This is a genomic window from Spirillospora sp. NPDC048824 (assembly GCF_043198455.1).
Classification (GTDB): domain Bacteria; phylum Actinomycetota; class Actinomycetes; order Streptosporangiales; family Streptosporangiaceae; genus Spirillospora.
This window is the reverse complement of the sequence record NZ_JBICUS010000010.1, coordinates 62,649-80,466: the sequence shown is the minus strand read 5'-3', so window position 1 is coordinate 80,466 and position 17,818 is coordinate 62,649. Positions and strand designations below refer to the sequence as shown.

The 17,818-nt window shown below is 69.7% G+C and carries 20 protein-coding genes; 12 read left to right on the top strand and 8 right to left on the bottom strand.

Annotated elements, in window-relative coordinates; all coding sequences use genetic code 11:
- The first annotated feature begins 131 nt into the window (after window positions 1–131).
- Window positions 132–1,598, top strand: a complete 1,467-nt coding sequence (locus ACGFIS_RS21105) for a glycosyltransferase family 87 protein (protein WP_392903794.1) — start codon at window positions 132–134, stop codon at window positions 1,596–1,598.
- Between the two features lie 35 nt (window positions 1,599–1,633).
- On the opposite strand, the gene ACGFIS_RS21100 is transcribed toward ACGFIS_RS21105, so the two are convergent.
- The 4 genes from ACGFIS_RS21100 to ACGFIS_RS21085 form a co-directional block, all read right to left on the bottom strand.
- Window positions 1,634–2,572, bottom strand: a complete 939-nt coding sequence (locus tag ACGFIS_RS21100; protein ID WP_392972205.1) for a MerR family transcriptional regulator — start codon at window positions 2,570–2,572, stop codon at window positions 1,634–1,636.
- Between the two features lie 218 nt (window positions 2,573–2,790).
- Entirely contained in the window at window positions 2,791–3,168 is a 378-nt protein-coding gene (locus ACGFIS_RS21095; RefSeq protein WP_392903798.1) for a DUF4190 domain-containing protein, read from the bottom strand.
- A 190-nt stretch (window positions 3,169–3,358) separates the two neighbouring features.
- Window positions 3,359–4,126 carry a deoxyribonuclease IV gene (locus ACGFIS_RS21090; protein ID WP_392903801.1) on the bottom strand — a complete coding sequence of 256 codons (768 nt, stop codon included), beginning with the start codon at window positions 4,124–4,126 and terminating at the stop codon, window positions 3,359–3,361.
- Window positions 4,127–4,177: 51 nt separating this feature from the next.
- Entirely contained in the window at window positions 4,178–4,483 is a 306-nt protein-coding gene (locus tag ACGFIS_RS21085) for a hypothetical protein (RefSeq protein ID WP_392903803.1), read from the bottom strand.
- Between the two features lie 232 nt (window positions 4,484–4,715).
- On the opposite strand from ACGFIS_RS21085, the gene ACGFIS_RS21080 reads away from it, so the two are divergent.
- The 6 genes from ACGFIS_RS21080 to ACGFIS_RS21055 all read left to right on the top strand — a co-directional run bounded on the left by ACGFIS_RS21080 (window position 4,716) and on the right by ACGFIS_RS21055 (window position 7,944).
- Window positions 4,716–4,883, top strand: a complete 168-nt coding sequence (locus ACGFIS_RS21080; RefSeq protein ID WP_392903805.1) for a hypothetical protein — start codon at window positions 4,716–4,718, stop codon at window positions 4,881–4,883.
- Between the two features lie 268 nt (window positions 4,884–5,151).
- Window positions 5,152–5,442: a 30S ribosomal protein S6 gene (rpsF, locus tag ACGFIS_RS21075; protein ID WP_392903807.1), complete on the top strand. Its 291-nt coding sequence runs from the start codon at window positions 5,152–5,154 to the stop codon at window positions 5,440–5,442.
- 37 nt (window positions 5,443–5,479) lie between these two features.
- Window positions 5,480–6,046: a single-stranded DNA-binding protein gene (locus ACGFIS_RS21070; protein ID WP_392903810.1), complete on the top strand. Its 567-nt coding sequence runs from the start codon at window positions 5,480–5,482 to the stop codon at window positions 6,044–6,046.
- 78 nt (window positions 6,047–6,124) lie between these two features.
- Window positions 6,125–6,361: a 30S ribosomal protein S18 gene (gene rpsR, locus ACGFIS_RS21065; RefSeq protein ID WP_019631633.1), complete on the top strand. Its 237-nt coding sequence runs from the start codon at window positions 6,125–6,127 to the stop codon at window positions 6,359–6,361.
- 16 nt (window positions 6,362–6,377) lie between these two features.
- Window positions 6,378–6,824 carry a 50S ribosomal protein L9 gene (gene rplI / locus ACGFIS_RS21060; protein WP_358453198.1) on the top strand — a complete coding sequence of 149 codons (447 nt, stop codon included), beginning with the start codon at window positions 6,378–6,380 and terminating at the stop codon, window positions 6,822–6,824.
- A gap of 292 nt (window positions 6,825–7,116) precedes the next feature.
- Entirely contained in the window at window positions 7,117–7,944 is an 828-nt protein-coding gene (locus ACGFIS_RS21055) for a peptidoglycan recognition family protein (protein ID WP_392903814.1), read from the top strand.
- 21 nt (window positions 7,945–7,965) lie between these two features.
- Here ACGFIS_RS21055 and ACGFIS_RS21050 read toward each other — a convergent pair whose 3' ends face one another.
- Both ACGFIS_RS21050 and ACGFIS_RS21045 read right to left on the bottom strand, forming a co-directional pair.
- Entirely contained in the window at window positions 7,966–8,154 is a 189-nt protein-coding gene (locus ACGFIS_RS21050) for a hypothetical protein (RefSeq protein ID WP_052357975.1), read from the bottom strand.
- A gap of 57 nt (window positions 8,155–8,211) precedes the next feature.
- Window positions 8,212–9,540, bottom strand: a complete 1,329-nt coding sequence (locus ACGFIS_RS21045; protein WP_392903817.1) for an MATE family efflux transporter — start codon at window positions 9,538–9,540, stop codon at window positions 8,212–8,214.
- Between the two features lie 340 nt (window positions 9,541–9,880).
- On the opposite strand from ACGFIS_RS21045, the gene dnaB reads away from it, so the two are divergent.
- The 3 genes from dnaB to ACGFIS_RS21030 all read left to right on the top strand — a co-directional run bounded on the left by dnaB (window position 9,881) and on the right by ACGFIS_RS21030 (window position 14,023).
- Window positions 9,881–12,313, top strand: coding sequence for a replicative DNA helicase (gene dnaB, locus ACGFIS_RS21040; protein ID WP_392903820.1), 2,433 nt, complete (start codon window positions 9,881–9,883; stop codon window positions 12,311–12,313).
- Window positions 12,314–12,449: 136 nt separating this feature from the next.
- Entirely contained in the window at window positions 12,450–13,007 is a 558-nt protein-coding gene (locus ACGFIS_RS21035; protein WP_392903823.1) for an RNA polymerase sigma factor, read from the top strand.
- A gap of 32 nt (window positions 13,008–13,039) precedes the next feature.
- Window positions 13,040–14,023, top strand: coding sequence for a CU044_5270 family protein (locus tag ACGFIS_RS21030; RefSeq protein ID WP_392903825.1), 984 nt, complete (start codon window positions 13,040–13,042; stop codon window positions 14,021–14,023).
- A gap of 90 nt (window positions 14,024–14,113) precedes the next feature.
- On the opposite strand, the gene ACGFIS_RS21025 is transcribed toward ACGFIS_RS21030, so the two are convergent.
- Complete coding sequence (locus ACGFIS_RS21025; RefSeq protein ID WP_392903828.1) at window positions 14,114–14,980, bottom strand: helix-turn-helix domain-containing protein; 867 nt, start codon at window positions 14,978–14,980, stop codon at window positions 14,114–14,116.
- Between the two features lie 155 nt (window positions 14,981–15,135).
- On the opposite strand from ACGFIS_RS21025, the gene ACGFIS_RS21020 reads away from it, so the two are divergent.
- Window positions 15,136–16,089, top strand: a complete 954-nt coding sequence (locus ACGFIS_RS21020) for an alpha/beta fold hydrolase (protein ID WP_392903830.1) — start codon at window positions 15,136–15,138, stop codon at window positions 16,087–16,089.
- A gap of 11 nt (window positions 16,090–16,100) precedes the next feature.
- Here ACGFIS_RS21020 and ACGFIS_RS21015 read toward each other — a convergent pair whose 3' ends face one another.
- Complete coding sequence (locus tag ACGFIS_RS21015) at window positions 16,101–17,033, bottom strand: NADP-dependent oxidoreductase (RefSeq protein ID WP_392903832.1); 933 nt, start codon at window positions 17,031–17,033, stop codon at window positions 16,101–16,103.
- 134 nt (window positions 17,034–17,167) lie between these two features.
- On the opposite strand from ACGFIS_RS21015, the gene ACGFIS_RS21010 reads away from it, so the two are divergent.
- Entirely contained in the window at window positions 17,168–17,704 is a 537-nt protein-coding gene (locus tag ACGFIS_RS21010; protein WP_392903834.1) for a MarR family winged helix-turn-helix transcriptional regulator, read from the top strand.
- The last annotated feature ends 114 nt before the right edge of the window (window positions 17,705–17,818 follow it).

Sequence of the window (17,818 nt, the reverse complement as noted above, 5' to 3'; positions counted from 1 at the left end):
TTCCGTTTTGATAAGGCGTCGGTGCTGAGCATTCGTCCCACGACTCTCCGTTCTATGAGCCCCTGTTCATGAGCGTCTGTTTCGGAGCGTCCGGACCGAGGTGGGTGCCATGACCAATAGTCTTTCTGTTCATGTCGTCGTCTTCTGAGAGGCTCGCGATGTCCGCCGCCGACACCGACACCGACAGCGACGAGGCGGATGGTCCGCCGTCCCGCCGCCGGGACCGGTTGATGCGGTCGGTGCCGGTGCTGACGGGCCTCACCGCCCTGGTGTGCCTGCTCGGCTGGCTGCAGAAACGGCCGTGCGCGTCGACGAACTTCGACTTCATCAAGACGACGACGAACGCCTGCTACACCGACATCTATCCGCTCTACTACGTGCGTGGGCTGAGCGACGGCAAGCTCCCGTACTTCGACTCGTTCGCCGGGTCCGACATCCATTACGTGGAGTACCCGGTCCTGAGCGGCGCCTTCATGCAGCTGGTCGCATGGCTGGTCCAGCCGTTCGGTGTGGACGCCCGCGGGATGGCGTTCTACAACGTCACCGCTCTGCTCCTCGCCGTCCTCGCCGTCGTGGCCGTGCTCGCGACCGCGTACGTGGCGGGTCGGCGTTCGCTGCGCGCCGGGCTGATGGTGGCGCTGTCCCCCGCGCTGCTGCTCACCGCGTACATCAACTGGGATCTGCTCGCCGTGGCGCTGTCCGCGCTGGCCCTCGCCGCCTGGTCGGCGCGGCGCCCGGCGCTCGCGGGCGCGATGCTCGGCCTGGCGATCGCGGCGAAGTTCTACCCGCTGCTGTTCCTCGGCCCGCTGGTCCTGCTGTGTCTGCGCGCCGGGCAGTGGCGCGCCATGGGACGGGTGCTCGCCGGCACCGCCGCCACCTGGCTGCTGGTCAACCTGCCGGTGATGGTCTTCGCGTGGGACGGGTGGAAGGAGTTCTACACCTTCAGCCAGGGCCGCGGCGTCGACTGGGGTTCGATCTTCTTCTACCTGGGGGACCACGGGCTGGACGGGCCGGCGTCCGATACGGAGCTGCTCAACCTCCTCGGGACGGGCACGTTCCTCGTCCTCGCGGCGGGCATCGCCGTTCTCGCCCTCGCCGCGCCGCGCCGGCCGCGTCTGCCGCAGCTGATGTTCCTCGTGCTGGTCGCGTTCATGCTGCCGAACAAGGTCTGGTCACCGCAGTATGTGCTGTGGCTGCTGCCCCTCGTCGTCCTGGCGCGCCCGAAGCTGCCCGCGTTCGTGGCCTGGCAGGTCGGGGAGATCATCTACTTCTTCGGCATCTGGTGGTTCCTGCTGTCGGTCTCCGCCCAGACGCCCGGCGCGAACCTTCCGGACACGGTGTCGGCGGTGTTGGGTTTGGGCGCGCCGGAGGGCGGTATCAGCCAGGACGTGTACCACCTGGCCCTGCTCGCGCGGTTCGTGACCGTTCTGGCGCTGGCGGCTCTGGTGGTGTGGGACGTGCTGCGCCCGTCCAGCGACGTCGTGCGGTCCGACGGAGTCGACGACCCCGCGGGCGGCGTGCTCGACGGCGCGAAGGACGTGATCTCACTGGGACGCTGGCGTGGCCGCCACCACGCCGGCGTCCCAGTGCCGTCCTGACCGGGCGCAGCGTCACCCAGGAAGAAGCCTTCGCCCTATTCGGCGTCCTGGCTGCGCAGGGCCTCGATGAACCATTCGAACGACGGGGTCATCGCCGGCCACACAGGCCATCCGTTGATGACGGCGAGCAGCTGCCAGTACCGCTCCGCGCGCGGGTCGGTGCCGAGTTCCGTCCGCCTCAGCAGCTCACGCCTGAACTCGGTGCCGTCCGTGGCGCCGTAAGCCCGCGCGTAGGCGGTGGCGAGCTCGTCGACGATGGGGCGGGCCGCGTCCGAGCCCGGCTCGATCCCGTTCTCGATCGCCGCCGCGATCTTCTCCCCCGTGAGCCGGCCGAGCTGCGCCGGGTCCTCCGGGTACGCGCCCTGTTCGATCTCGGCGGCCTGGGCCTCGGCCATCCGCCGTACCGACGCCCGGAATCCGGGGTCGCCGACCAGCTCGGCCAGCTCCACCCACGCGTCGACCTGCTCGGGCTCGGGGTCGTCGGGCAGTTCCGGCAGCGCGGACCGCATCTTGGCCTCGAAGCCGGGGTCGACGTCGAGTCCGGCGAACGACTCGTCGATGAAGTCGGTGATGATGCGCCGCCGCTCTTCGTCGGAGAGGCGTGCGAGCTTGTGCATGAGTTCCATCTCCTCGGGACTGGATGCTCGTTCGGCGACGGCCCGCAGCACGGCGCGGCGCAGCCGGAGCGTGCGGATCTGCACGTCCAGCGCCTCGGCGTGCGCCGCCGCGACCTCTCCGACGCCGATCTCGCGGTCCAGCACCCGCTGGACCGTCCCGAGATCTACGCCGAGGTCGCGCAGCGTCCGCACCAGGTCGAGGCGTGCGACGGCGTCCATGTCGTACAGCCGGTAGCCGGCGGCGGTACGGGATGTCGCCGGCACCACGCCCGCGTCGGAGTAGAACCGGATCGTGCGCACCGAAAGCCCGGTGCGCCGCGCCAGCTCACCGATCGTGTACCGGGTGTCGCCTTCCATGCCGTCCACCATGAGGCCTCCAGTCACTGGAGACTCAAGCGCTCGTCCCCGAGGAGTCGCTGGACGAGGGGAACTGGCACGCCCCGTGAGTTTCTGGACGAGTCGGTGAAGGTGTGGCGGGACACCTTCACCCCCGTGACCGTCCTGATGTCGAGCGTCGGTGTGAATCCGAGTCTGGAATCAAGCCGCAGGCGTCCCCCGCCCTGCCTGACCGGACGTCAGTAGGTGCTCGTGCTGCCCGTCTCGGCGGCGAACATCGCCAGGCCGAGGATGTAGAGGAACCAGAAGACGATCCAGCCCGCCGAGATGAGGTAGCCGAGGATGAGGCCGGTAACGGCCATTCCGTGGCCGCCCTCACCCGTCCGCTTCATCTGGCTCTGTGCCACATGCCCGAAGATGATCGCGAGGATGGACGTCAGTCCGCAGGCGAAGAAACCGATGAGCCCGCACACCATCGACGCGGTGGCCATCCCGTTCGTCGGCGGGGCGACGGGGGCCGAGGGCCCGTAGTAGTGGTGCTGCACGGCGGGCGGCTGCTGGGAGTAGGACTGGCCGTAGGGGTCCTGAGAGCCGTAGCCGTAGGGGTCGTATGCCATGTGCTTCCCGATCGGTTCGCGCGCCCGCCGCCGAGAGTACGCGCGTGCGCTGAGGCTGGGTTCCGGATTATGCCAGTGTGACGCGACCTTCGGTTTTTGTCGCCATGCTGGTCTTACACGTTCTTAGATGACGTGCCCGCCGGAAGGGTTCCATCGTCCGGCTCCGCGTGGTCGGGCAGGCTACGCGGGGTCAGAGATTCGAGCGCAGCCAGGAGATGTCCTCCGCCTGGCCGTCCGCCGGCGTCTCCACCACGACCGGCGCGCCCGCCGCCCGCACCACTCCCAGGATCAGCTCGGGGTCGATGCTTCCGCCGCCCAGGTTGGCGTGCCGGTCGGCGCCGGACCCGAACGCGTCGCGGCTGTCGTTGCAGTGCACCAGATCGATGCCGCCGGTGATGGCCTTGATGCGGTCGACGGCGTCCACGAGTTCCTCCCCCGCCGCGTGCGCGTGGCAGGTGTCGAGGCAAAAGCCGATCTTCGACTCCAGCCCCGGGACTCCGGACAGCACCTCCCACAGCCGTGCGATCCGGTCGAACCTGCGCGCCATGGCGTTCCCGCCGCCCGCGGTGTTCTCGATGTAGACGGGGATGGGGCACTCGACCCGCTCGAACACCTTGCGCCAGTTCTCGAACCCCATCTCGGGGTCGTCGTCCTTCAGCACATGGCCGCCGTGCACGATCAGCGCCTTCGCGCCGATGGACGCGGCGGCCTCCAGTTGCTGGGCGAGGTTCTTACGGCTCGGGATGCGGATCCGGTTGTTCGACGTCGCCACATTGATCGTGTAGGGCGCGTGGACATAGACGTCCACCCCTGAACCCGCCAGCGCCTCGACGCCCTCCGGCAGGACGGGCTTCTTCCAGCCCTGCGGGTCGCCCAGGAAGAACTGAACGACGTCCGCCCCGATCGCGCGGGCGTTGTCGAGCGGGTTGGTCTGGTCGACATGGGCTCCGATGCGCATGCCACGAGACTAGCCCGGCCATCGGACAACGCACACGAACGGAAACGGGGGTCAGAACGTGAGGCCGCCGTTGTTCAGTGCGAAGCCGATGCCCAGGAACGATGCCACCATGCCGATGACGTTCAGCCACCGCTCGTTCGTGGTCTCGGAGATCATCTGGGAGTACAGGGCGAGCGGCAGGCCGATCAGGCCGGCGACGGCTCCGGGAAAATGGGTCGCCGGGATCCAGCCGAGGATGAGCGCGGCGAGCCCGATCGTGATCGACGCCACCGCCAGCACGTCCTGGAGCCGGTGCCGTTCAGGTCGGCCGTCGAGGCCGATGGCCTGCCTCTTGGTGCCTGCTGCCTCCTGCGGCATCGGGACCCTCCTCCACGTCGAGTCTCCCGCGTGAGGGGCACACGCTGCCCGCGGGGAACGGACGGACCGTGCTCGTAGGGATTCCCAGCCGGACCGAAGATCAACCGGTGCGGACGCCCGGAAATTGTCGGCGGCACCCGGTAGTGTCGAACACAGATTCGAGAACATGGATTCGAGAACACCGGCCCGGTACGGCCCCCGGGGGGAAGCGGGGGAGAGCAGGAGGTGAACCATGGTGACGAAAGCGGAGCTGGGGCTCATCGGTGACGCGGAGCTCGTGGAGGAGTTGTCGCTGCTGACGACCCAGGCCGCCCGCATGCGCGCCCGGATGGCCGACATCATGGCCGAACTGGAGCGCCGGCGCTGTACCAAGAACGCCCGGCCGAGCATGCGGCGCTGACGGTGGGGTCCACCGGGGGCCGGCACGGGTTTCGCGGCGAAGGCCGGTCCCTCACCGCACCGCGGGGGTGGCGTGCGAGCCGGCCCCTCCGTCTCGCCGGTGCTCCACTTCCGAACCGGCTCGTACGCTGCAAACTGTTGGTAGCCTGGAGCGGTCTCGCGGCAGGTGCGCCCGGCGATCCGGGGTCCGGCGCCGCCGCGGGAGACGCAACAGCCCTCCTGTCACGGAGAGACCGTGACCGCATCAGTCCAGAGGAGGTAGGGACAGCATGCGTCGTTACGAACTCATGACCATTCTCGACCCCGCCATCGACGAGCGCACCGCGAGCGCGGCGCTCGACCCGTTCCTGAAGGTCGTCAAGGACGACGGCGGCAGCGTGGAGAAGGTCGACGTCTGGGGCCGCCGGCGCCTGGCGTACGACATCCAGAAGAAGTCCGAAGGCATCTACGCGGTGGTCGACCTGTCGGCTGAGCCTGCCACGGTCAAGGAGCTCGACCGGCAGCTCAACCTGAGCGAGTCGATCCTCCGTACCAAGGTCATCCGCCCCGAGGTCCACTGAGCCAGGCTCAGCCCTCTCACCAGCCGGAGCGAGCCCCATGGCAGGCGACACCGTAATCACGATCGTCGGGAACCTCGTCGAGGACCCGAATCTGCGCTTCACCCCGAGCGGCCAGGCCGTCGCGTCCTTCCGCATCGCCTCGACCCCGCGGTACTTCGACCGCCAGTCGGGTGACTGGAAGGACCGCGAGGCCCTGTTCCTCACCTGCAACGTCTGGCGGCAGGCCGCCGAGAACGTGGCCGAGACCCTGCAGCGCGGCATGCGCGTGATCGTGCAGGGCCGTCTCCAGCAGCGGTCGTACGAGACCCGCGAGGGTGAGAAGCGCACCGTCTTCGAGATCGAGGTCGAAGAGGTCGGTCCGTCACTGCGCAACGCCACCGCCAAGGTCAACAAGACCCAGCGGCAGGGCGGCGGCGGTGGCGGCGGTTTCGGCGGCGGCGGCAATGGCGGCGGCCAGGGCGGCGGCGGTTTCGGCGGTGGTGGCGGCGGCCAGCAGGGCGGCGGCTTCGGCGGCGGCCAGCAGGGCGGCGGCGCCCCTGCCGACGACCCCTGGGCCACCGGCGGTGGCGGCGGAGGCGGATTCTCCGACGACCCGCCGTTCTAGACCGGCCGTTTCCGGACCAGCAAGATTAAGTACACGTCCATTCCCGCGTGAGCGGGGCTCTCCCAAAGGAGCACCACGATGGCGAAGCCACCTCCCCGCAAGCCGAAGAAGAAGGTTTGCGTTTTCTGCCAGGAGAAGATCTCCTACGTCGACTACAAGGACACCGGCCTGCTGCGGAAGTTCATCTCCGACCGCGGCAAGATCCGTGCCCGGCGGGTGACCGGCAACTGCACCCAGCACCAGCGCGATGTCGCCACGGCGATCAAGAACGCCCGCGAGATGGCGCTGCTGCCCTACACCAGCACCGCGCGCTGAGGCAGGGGGAACGATCATGAAGCTCATCCTGACCCAGCAGGTCTCCGGGCTCGGCGAGCCCGGGGACGTCATCGAGGTCCGGGACGGCTACGGCCGCAACTACCTCGTCCCCCGCGGCTTCGCGATCAGGTGGACCCGGGGCGCCGAGAAGGAGATCGACTCGATCAAGAAGGCGCGTTCGTCCCGCGAGATCGCGACGGTCGAGCACGCCAAGGAGGTCGCCGGCCGGCTGGCGGCGCTGCGGGTGACGCTGCGCACCCGCACCGGCAGCGGCGGCCGCCTCTTCGGCGCCGTGACCGCCGCCGACATCGCCGAGGCGGTCCGCGCCGCCGACGGACCCGACCTGGACCGCCGCCGCATCGAGATCGGCAACCCGATCAAGACGGTCGGCACCCACCGGGTCAGCGTCCGCCTTCACAGCGACGTCAACGCCACCATCGACGTCGACGTCGTCGAGGCCTGACACGCTCCACCGAACGACCCTCGCGCCCCGGGACCACCCGAGGCGCGAGGGTCGTTTCGTGTTCGCCACGACACCTTCGCCGCCGAGAACCGCTCGACACGAGGGCCGCATCGGGGGCCGGGCGGCTCTCATGTCGGCAATCTCTGTTGCAAGACCTGGCGTTGCCCTGTTCAAGCGAGGGTGCTGTGCCCGGGGTTTCATGTGAAACGTCCGCGAACCGCCCTGTGTTTGGTTGATCAACTGAGCGGCCAATACGTTCCGTAACCAGATCGACGCGGAACGAAGGGGGACGGTGTTGATCGCGCATTCGGGGGACGGCGCGGACGGCCGGGAGCGGTGCGGCCCGCCGGTGACGCGCCGGTCGCTCATCGGCGGCGTGGTGGGGGCGGGCCTGCTGGAGGCCCTGGCGATGGGGTCTTCCGTCCAGAATGCGGCCATGGCGGACGAGCTTTCCGCGGGGCCGGGTTCCATGGCGGGCGAACACGTCGCGTTCAAGGCGGACGCCCCACACGTGTACACGCGCGCACAGTGGAACGCGCGGCGGCCGCGGCGTCCCGCAAAGGTGCTCGACCGGCCGCCCGACCGCATCATCGTGCATCACACGGCGACGGCGAACTCCGGTGACCGTTCGCTCGGCCACGCGTTCGCCCTGTCCCGGTTCATCCAGGACTTCCACATGGACAAGAACGGCTGGGACGACACGGGCCAGCAGCTCACGATCAGCCGCGGCGGCATCGTGATGGAGGGACGCAACAGGAGCCTGAAGGCGGTCCGGGCGGGCGATCTCGCCGTCGGCGCGCAGGTCCTCCACCACAACGGGCACACCATCGGGATCGAGAACGAGGGCACGTACACGAAGAAGGCGGTTCCGGGCCGGCTGTGGGATTCGCTGGTGGAGGTGTGCGTCTGGCTCTGCCAGTCCTACGACCTCGACCCGTCCGAGGCGATCGTCGGCCACCGGGACTACAACAGCACCGCGTGCCCCGGCGATGTGCTCTACGCCCGGTTGCCGAAGCTCCGCAGGGCGGTGGCCGGCCGCCTGGACGGTTCCCCGAGCTCGGGCGGCGGCCCCGGCGGGCAGGAAATGCCGGTGTTCCCGCCCTTCGACGACTTCGGCTGACCGGCCCGCCGGTCAGCGCCGCTACGTTTCGGGGGTGGTGTAACGGGTGCGGCGGCGGGCGATCTCGGGGTCGATGCCCTCGACCAGGGACCAGATGCCCGCGACGCGTTCCACCAGGGTCTCCGGGGGCAGTCCTGCGAGGCCCTCCGCCGCCAGGTCGTCGATCGCCTGTGTCAGCCGGGCCATCCGCTCGCCATGCGTGGAACACATGTTCGAATAGTAGCGAGTGTGGTGGGCGGTGCGGGTGTGCTTCGCGGAAATCGGCCCTCAGCGGACGGCGCCGGTGACCATCCAGCGGTCGCCGCGGGCGCGCAGGCCCAGGGTGAGCATCCGGGTCAGCATCCACAGGCCGATCGCCGCCCAGAGCCCGATCAGTCCGGCGTCCACCCGGTAGAGGACGATGGCGGCGGGCAGGAAGACGACCGTCGCGATCAGCGTCGTCGCTGCGAGGTAGGTGCCGTCGCCCGCCCCGATCAGGATTCCGTCCAGGACGAACACCACGCCCGCGACGGGCTGCATCAGCGCGACGAGGAGCAGCGAGGCCAGCAGCAGTTCGCGGACTCCGCCGTCCGATGTGAACAGGCCCGGCAGCCACGGACGCACCAGCAGGATGATCAGTCCGAAGGCCATGCCGCAGCCGATCCCCCACCACACCATCCGGCGTGTGACGGCCCGCGTGCCGGTGATGTCGGACGCGCCCAGGTAGCGCCCGGTGATCGCCTGCCCGGCGATCGCGATGGCGTCGAGCGCGAACGCCAGGAGCGTCCACACCTGGAAGCCGACCTGGTACGCGGCGATCTCCTCGTCCCCCATGCGGGCCGCGATCGAGGTGCCCACGATGAGGACGACGCGCAGGGCCGCCGTCCGGAGCAGGAGCCCGAACCCAGCCGTAGCGGACGTCTTCAACCCGGCCATGTCGGGACGCACCGGCGCCGAATGCCGCCGCGCCGCCCGCAGGACGACCAGGACGTAGACGGCGGCGCTTCCCGTCTGGGCGATCACGGTCCCCCATGCCGAGCCGGCGATCCCCCAGTTCAGGACGATCACGAACAGCACGTTGAGGACGATGTTCAGTGAGAACCCGCCGATCGCGACCAGAAGCGGTGTGCGGGTGTCCTGCAGGCCGCGCAGCACGCCCGTCCCGGCCAGGATGACCAGCATCGACGGGATGCCGAACAGGCTCACCCGGAGGTAGGTCTCGGCATAGGGGGCGACGACGGGGGATGCGCCGAACGCGTTTACGATCGGCGGGATCAGCGGCCAGCAGGCGACGATCAGCGCGACCCCGATGGCGAGCGCGAGCCACATGCCGTCGATGCCCTGCCGGATCGCGGCGCGCAGGTCCCCCGCGCCGACCTGCCGGGCCACCCCGGCCGTCGTTCCGTAGGCGAGGAAGACGCACAGGTAGACCAGCGTGCTCAGGGCCTGCCCGGCGACTCCCAGGCCGCCGAGCTGTGCGGTGCCCAGATGCCCGACGATCGCCGAGTCCGACAGCAGGAAGAGGGGTTCGGCGACGAGTGCGCCGAACGCCGGGACGGCCAGGCGCAGGATCTCGCGGTCGTGCGCGGTCGCGGGCCGCTGCCGGGAGGTCGTCACCGCGCCGAGAGTACCAGCCTTGTAATTCTCGTCAGCGACTTGACCCCTTACATCGGATGGGAAGGCCGACTTTCTTTACCGCACACCCGGTGGATGACGTTTTCGCAGTTCAGCAGGCTGCTGCCGGAGTCTTCCACGATGAATCCACAGAGTTTTCCACAGGTCGTGCACAACCTTTCCGGCGTGTCTGCACAGGGACTCCACAGCCTCGTCCACAGGACGCTTTGCTCGCCGCCGCGTGGGCTCGGGAGAATGTCCGACGCGTCAGGTAGACGTGTGATGAACGGTCGGCGATGAGGCGGACGGGGCCGCAGGCGACCGAGATGAAGGGGGTGCGACGGTGAGCGTGGCCGAGCTTGGACCGCACGAGCCGGAGTTCGAGCGCACTCCACCGCACGACATCTCCGCGGAACAGGGCGTGCTCGGCGGGATGCTGCTCTCACCGGACGCCATCGCGGAGGTCGTCGAGCTCCTGCGCACCCCGGACTTCTACCGTCCCGCGCACCAGATCATCTACGACATCATCCTCGACCTCTACGGCCGCGGCGACCCCGCCGACGCCGTCACCGTCGCCGGCGAGCTCACCAAGAACGGCGAGATCGGCCGCATCGGCGGCGCCCCCTACCTGCACACCTTGATCTCCCTGGTGCCCACCGCGGCCAACGCCGGGTACTACGCCAAGATCGTCCACGAGCGTTCGATCCTGCGCCGCCTGGTCGAGACCGGCACCCGCATCGTCCAGATGGGCTACGCCGCCGACGGCGCCGACGCCGACGACGTCCTCGACCGCGCCCAGGCCGAGGTCTTCGCCATCGCCGAGAAGCGCGCCGGTGAGGACTACGTCGCCCTCAGCGAGATCATGCCGGGCGCGCTGGACGAGATCGAGGCGATCGGCAGCCGCGGCGGCCAGATGGTCGGCTGCCCCACCGGCTTCGCCGACCTGGACGCCCTGACCAACGGCCTACATCCCGGACAAATGGTAGTAGTCGCTGCTCGGCCTGCGATGGGAAAGGCGATTTGTCTAAAAACTCCCCTTCCGACCCCAAAGGGTTGGACCACTATGGGCGAAGTGTCTGTTGGGGACTACCTGATCGGAGCCGACGGCAAACCGACTCGCGTTGTCGCCGCGACCGAGGTGATGCACGACCGTCCGTGCTACGAGATCGAGTTCTCAGATGGCGAGGTGATAATCGCCGACGCCGAGCACCAGTGGCGAACGACAACCCGAGCAGCCCGTCGCCAGCAGAGTGAGACGCGTACGACCTATTACTGGTCCGATGAGGCGATCAACCGGGTCCGGTGGGTGACGGCGGATGCTAACGAGAGACCTCGTCGCCTCCTTACGCATCGCGAGGCGACGGAGACGACCGAGGATATCGCCGCGACGCTGCGCTGCGACGGCGACAACCGCCTCAATCACGCGGTCGAGGTGGCCGCGCCATTCCAGTTTCCGACCGCCAAGTTGCTCATTGATCCTTATGTTCTCGGTGCATGGCTCGGTGATGGATGTCGCACTCACTGCTCCATCACTTGTTTTGACGAAGAGATCCTGGAAGAGATTGAAGCGGCAGGTCAGCCGGTCTCACGACGAAAGACGCCGGGAAGCTTCGGCCTTCCCGGTCTGGTCACCATGGTCAAGGAACTTGGGCTGTGGCGAAACAAGCACATCCCGGCCGAGTATCTGCGGGCGTCTGAGGAGCAGCGGCGGGCGTTGCTGGCCGGGATGCTCGACACCGACGGATACGTGTCGGAGATCGGGCAGGTGCAGCTCGGGTTCGTCAACAAGCGCCTTGCGGAGGGGGCGCACGAGCTGATTCTCAGTCTCGGCTACCGCGCGACGATGACGACCGAGCCGGTTGCGGGACGCTCTCCAGAGACCTCGATCTTCTACCGCATCAACTTCACGCCGACCGAGACGGTGTTCCGGCTGTCGCGCAAGGCGGCTCGGCAACGGAAGAACGTCCATCCGAAAGCGCGGGTGCGGTACATCGTGGACGTCCGGCCGGTAGAGAGCGTGCCGGTCCGGTGCGTCCAGGTCGACAACGCCGACCACATGTACCTGGCGGGGCGGTCGTGCATCCCGACGCACAACTCGACCCTCGCCCTCGACTTCGCTCGGGCCGCGTCCATCAAGCATGGGCTCACATCCGCGTTCTTCAGTCTGGAGATGGGGCGGAACGAGATCACGATGCGGCTGCTGTCGGCGGAGGCGCGGGTGGCGCTGCATGCGATGCGGTCCGGCACGATGCAGGACGAGGACTGGACGCGCCTCGCCCGGCGGATGAGCGAGGTCGCCGAGGCTCCGCTGTTCATCGACGATTCGCCCAACATGTCGATGATGGAGATCCGGGCGAAGTGCCGGCGGCTGAAACAGCAGCATGATCTGCGGCTGGTCATCATCGACTATCTGCAGCTGATGACCTCGGGGAAGCGCGTGGAGAGCCGCCAGGTCGAGGTGTCGGAGTTCTCCCGTTCACTGAAGCTCCTCGCAAAGGAGCTGGGTGTCCCGGTCATCGCGTTGTCGCAGCTCAACCGAGGCCCAGAGCAGCGGACGGACAAGAAGCCCATGGTGTCCGACCTCCGTGAAAGTGGATCGATCGAGCAGGACGCGGACATGGTGATCCTGCTGCACCGCGAGGACGCCTACGAGAAGGAGTCGCCGCGCGCGGGTGAGGCCGACCTGATCGTGGCCAAGCACCGCAACGGCCCCACCGCCACCGTCACCGTCGCCTTCCAGGGCCACTACAGCCGCTTCGTCGACATGGCGCAGTAGACCGGCGCCACCGAACCCGGCGCCGGCCCGGCCACCGGGGGCGGTAACACCGGCGGATCTCTCGACACGTAAGGGGTGTCCCCCCAAGCGAAGGAGATGCGCGTGTGCCATGAGAGATCCGGCCATCGGGGCTTCGATGGATGATCGCAAGGCCAGATTCGAGGCGATGTACGCCGCGACGTACGAGCCGATCCTGGGCTATGTGCTGCGCCGCTGTCCGTCGCCGGATGACGCCGCCGATGTCGTCGCGGAGACGTTCACCATCGCGTGGAGGCGGCTGGAGGAGATCCCGTCCGGTGGCCGGTCGCGGCTGTGGCTGTACGGCGTCGCGCGCCGGGTGCTGGCCAACCACTGGCGCGGCGAGGCGCAGCGCCGGCGGCGCACGACGAGCCTGCGCCACGACCTGAGGGACGAGATCGCCGCGGTCGGCGCCGGGGATCCCGTGGAGGCATCGGCGATCGCCGATGCGTTCCGCGGCCTGTCCGACGACGATCGCGAGTTGCTCGGCCTGGTCGCCTGGGAGGGGCTGGACCACTCCGCCATCGCCGCGGTCCTCGGCTGCTCGGCGGGGGCGGCGCGCGTCCGGTTGCATCGGGCGCGCAGGCGCTTCTCCCATGCGCTGCGTGCGGCGCAGACCGATGTGATGCCCACCGTCAACAAGCGTCCCATCAGCGAACGGAGTTCCCTCACATGAAGCCTCATTCCACGGACGAGATGGTGCGGTCGATGGCTCGCGTTCGCGACGAGTCCCTGGCCGGATTCGCCGATCGGCCGGCCGCGCGGACGCTGGTGAACGACGTCATGGCGGCCGCGCCGGACGAGGATTCCCTCGCCGGGATCCCGGCCGGTGGCGGTGCGGTGAAGCCGGAGCGGCCGCACGGCCGGTTCCGCCTGCCGCGGTTGGGTGTACGCCTCGTCGCCGCCGGCGCGCTGGCGGCGATGGCCGCCGGTGTGATCGTCCTGACCGGCGACGATGGACAGCGGACCCAGCCGTTGCCCCCGGACGTTCCGCTGGGTTCGGTCGTCCAGGCGGCACACGTCCTCGACCAGGCCGCCAAGGCCGCGGAGACCCGGCCGTTCACCGCCCCGAAGCCCCGGCAGTGGGTCTACACGAAGATGCAGCTGACAACGTCGGCCAAGGCGGGCGGGCTCGTCACGGGCGGTCCGTACAAGACGAACACCGAGGAGCTCTGGCGGCGGGTCGATGGCAAGCGGTACGCCGCTTACAAGGACGGCAAGGTGGAGACCGGGCCCGAACTCCGGACCCCGTCCGTCGCGGCCGAGTTCGATCCTCTTCCGAGCGACCCCGAGGCGCTGCTGCGGAAGGTCGGTGGGAGCAAGGGCCACTACGAGATGGCCTACCAGACGCTGGTCACCATTCTGCGTGAAAGCGTCCAGTCCCCCGAGAGGGAGGCGGCGATCTTCCGGGCCATCAAGCTGATCCCCGACGTGAAGCCGATCGAGGGCAGGGTCGACGTCAACGGCCGGCCGGTGATCGCCCTGGGACGGACCTTCCACGGGTGGCTGCACGAGGAGGTGCTCCTCGATCCGAAGACCTACGCCTACCTCGGGGAGCGTGCGATCGCGGTCAAGAACCACACGACCGAGTCGGACGGCGAACCCTCGGACACGGTGAAGGCGGGGACCTTGCAGCGTCTCATCGTCCGCGACGCCATCGCTGTCGTCGACGATCCCGGCCGGCGGCCCTGACGGGGCATCCCGGACGGTGCGCGCCGCGGTGGTTTCCTCCGCGGCGCGCACCGCGCGGGGTGCGGAGAGTTCAACGCCGAGGCGGAGAACCTACGGGGGCGGGGGTTGCCGGTCCCCGTGGCTCGTCCATGCGGTGTCGTCGACCGCCAGCCATGGTTCACCGGCGACGGTCGACGGGGTCGCCCCGGTGAGCGCCACGACGTCCCGATGCAGGTGGGGCTGGTCGGCGTAGCCGCTCTCCGCCGCGACCCGGGCCGGGTCCCCGCCCGCGGCCAGGCGGTGGGCGGCATGGTCGAATCGGACGAGCTTCGCGGCGCGCTTGGGCGGCAGGCCGATCTGCGAGCGGAACCGGGACCACAGGCGTTTGCGGCTCCAGCCGACCTCGGCCGCCAGTTCGTCGACCCGGAGCAGACCGCGGCAGGCGACGATCCGGTTCCAGGCGCGGGTGACCTCCGGGTCCACGGACGACCGGGCCTCCTGTCGGCGGGAGAGCAGCGCGTCCGTCAACGCGAAACGGGCTTCCCACGAGGAGGCTTCGCTGAGCTGCTCCTGGATCCGTGATGCTTCCCGGCCCCACAGGTCGTCGAGGGCCACCACGGCGCCGTCCAACTCCGCCGGGGACGCGCCCAGGATCGCGCGTGCGACCACCGGGGACAGGCGCACCTGCACGCCCTCGAAGTTCTCGCCCCGCATCCAGACCGGGCCGAGTCCGAACCCGAGCCCGGCGACGAGACTTCCCCGGTGCCGCCGCCCGCCTGCGTCGTCCACGACGAGTGAGCCGCCGCCGAACATCAGCGCCAGCGTCACGGCCGGATGCGGCACCGCCCGGTGGGCGGCCGCGGACGTGCCGCGGTCGCGGAACCCGGCCATGCCGACACCCGCGACCCGGCTGGACCGCGCCGGACGGACGACGTCCCACACGGCCGTATCGTCACGTTCGTGCGCGCTGCGCCGCATCCCCACATGCTAGGCGGAGCCGCCCGACCGGGAACATTCGTTCAAGCCACGGCGCGAGCGGACGGCGACAGTGGGCCCATGGTCACTTTTCTGGGGGCCGGTGACCCCGGCCGTTGGACGACGCCGTTCCGAGGTCCTCTCCCGGGCGGCCGGACGTGAGACGCGCGGGAAGCCGCCGCGGGCGCCGCGTCATCGTTGTCTCGGCCGTCCTCCTCACGGTCGGCGGGCTGCTCGTGGCGAACGCGGCGGTGGTGTCGCGGCAGGACGCGCAGGCCGCCGGGACCTCGATCCTGCCTCTCGACGGCGGGGGCGTCCACGTGCGCCAGGACGGCCCCCGTGACGCCCCGGCGCTCGTCCTCATTCATGGGCTCGCCGGGTCGACCCGCTGGTGGGACTCCTTCGTTCCGGAGCTGGCGGGGTCCTACCGCGTCCTCCGGGTCGATCTGCTCGGGCACGGCCGGTCGGCCAAACCGTCCGGCGAGGGCTACGCGATACCGGAGCAGGGACGCCGGGTCGGTGAGGTACTGGACCGGCTCGGCGTGGAGCACGCCCTGGTGGTCGGCCATTCCACCGGCGGTTCGGTCGCCACCGCACTCGCCGAGCAGCGGCGCGATCTGGTGAGTGCGGTGGCGCTCATCGACTCCGGGCCCCGCCTGGACGCCTTCGTCTCGGACGGGTTCGTCGGCCGGCTCCTGTTCGTGCCCGCCGTCGGGCAACTGCTGTGGCGGTTCCGGACCGACAGGGTCGTTCGCCAAGGTCTGGGCACCGCGTTCAGCCGCCGCGGCTACGACGTCCCGCAGCAACTCGTCGACGACGTGCGCGCCATGACCTACCACGCGCTCACCGCGACATCGCGGGCGGCGGACGACTTTCTGGAGCGGCGCGCTCTCCCCGATCGGCTGGCGGCCCTCGGCAAGCCGCTGCTGGTGATGTTCGGCGAGGAGGACCGGAGATGGCGGCCCTCCTCCGCTGCCGACTACCGCACCGTCCCGGGCGCGAGGGTCGTGTTGCTGCCCGGCCTGGGACATTCACCCATGCTGGAGGATCCGTCGCGGACCGCCGAGCACCTTCTGGCCTTCGCGGAGACTCACGGCGCGCCGCGGGCCTGACCGAGACCGGGTCAGGGGATCAGGACGGTCTTGCCGGGCAGGCGTCCGGCGTCGGAATCGTCGTGGACGGCGGGCAGGTCGGCCAGGGGGCGCCGCTGGGCGACGTCGATCTTCAGGTCGCCGGCGTCGACGCGGGTGACGAGGCCGGCGAGCTGGGAGGCGTCGCTGCGCACGAACATCTGCACCGTCCGTACTCCGCGTCCGGCGTCCTGCGGGCCGGGCGGAACGGTGTTGACGAAGGCTCCGCCGTCGGCGACCAGGTCCACGAGCTGCGAGGTCTCCCCGGGGGTGGTCCTCACCAGGTTCAGGACGACGTCGAACCGCTGCCCGGCGACCGCCTGCGGAAGGGGCGTGCCGGTGTAGTCGACGATCCGGTCGGCCCCGTAGGAACGGATGCGGTCGGCGCTGCGGGCGCTCGCGGTCGCGGTCACGGTGGCGCCCGCCTGCACGGCGAGCTGGACGGCGTAGCCGCCGACCGCACCGCCCGCGCCGTTGACCAGGATGCTCTGCCCGGCCTTCAGATCGGCGTGCTCGAACAACGCCTGCCAGGCCGTCAGGCCGGACGAGGGCAGTGCCGCCGCGTCGGCCGGCTCGACCGTGCGGGGGGCGGCGGCGAGCGCCTCGGCGGGTGCGACGGCGTATTCGGCGGCTGCTCCCGGCTCGTTCATCGGCAGGAACGCCACCACGGCGTCGCCGATGCTCCAGTCGCCGGCCCCTTCGCCGACCTCCGCGATGGTGCCCGCCACGTCGAAGTTCGGGGTGTGCGGGAGGGCGAGCGGGAAGGGCTCTCGCAGGTATCCGCCGCGGAGCCCGGCGTCCACCGGGTTGAACGAGGTACCGGCCACCTTCACCACCACCTGTCCCGCTCCCGCCGCCGGACGGTCGGCGTCCTCGTACACCAGGACGCCGCTGTCGCCGTAGGAGTGGTAGCGCACTGCCTTCATGATCTCTCTCCTCCGTCAGTGCTTCGAAGTCGAAGCATGTAAGGACCGTAACCTGCTTCGACTTCGAAGCAATACCCGTCGGACGGGTGGGCCTCGTCACATTGCTTTGATTTCGAAGCACGTACGATGACGGCATGAGCGCCACCCGCCCAGACGCCGACGCCGGTGAGGCGCTCGATCCCCAGCAGCTCAGGGCCTACTTCATGCTCATGGAGGCCGTCAGCCTGCTCCAGCATCAGGTCGAGCAGCAGCTACGTGCCGAGGGCGACCTCAGCTACGTGCAGTTCCAGCTCCTGGCCCGCCTCGCCGACGCGAACGGCCCGCTGACCATGACGCAGCTGGCCGACGGCGTCGTCTACAGCCGCAGCGGCCTCACCTACCAGGCCGGACAGCTGGAGAAGGCGGGCCTCGTCACCCGCGCGCCCGGCCGCGACGACGAGCGCGCCACCCTGGTCACCATCACCGAGGACGGGCTGGCCCTCTTCGGCCGCGTCCTGCCCGGCCACGTCGAGGGCGTCCGCCGCCTGCTGTTCGATCCGCTCTCCGGCGACGACCTGCACCACCTCGGCGACATCATGACCCGCGTGCGCGACCACATGCGCACCCGGCCGCCCCGCTCCGCCGCCCCCCGCAAGCGCCGCACTCCTCCGGAGGCCCCGGCCGCGCCGTGACCGGCCCCGCCCCTCGCGGCGGAATTCGAGGTCGCTCCGCTGAACCGGCCGGCCGCGTCCGCCCGTACGGGGAAGCGAGTGCCTCGGAGTCGGGACGCGCCGGTTTTCACGGGT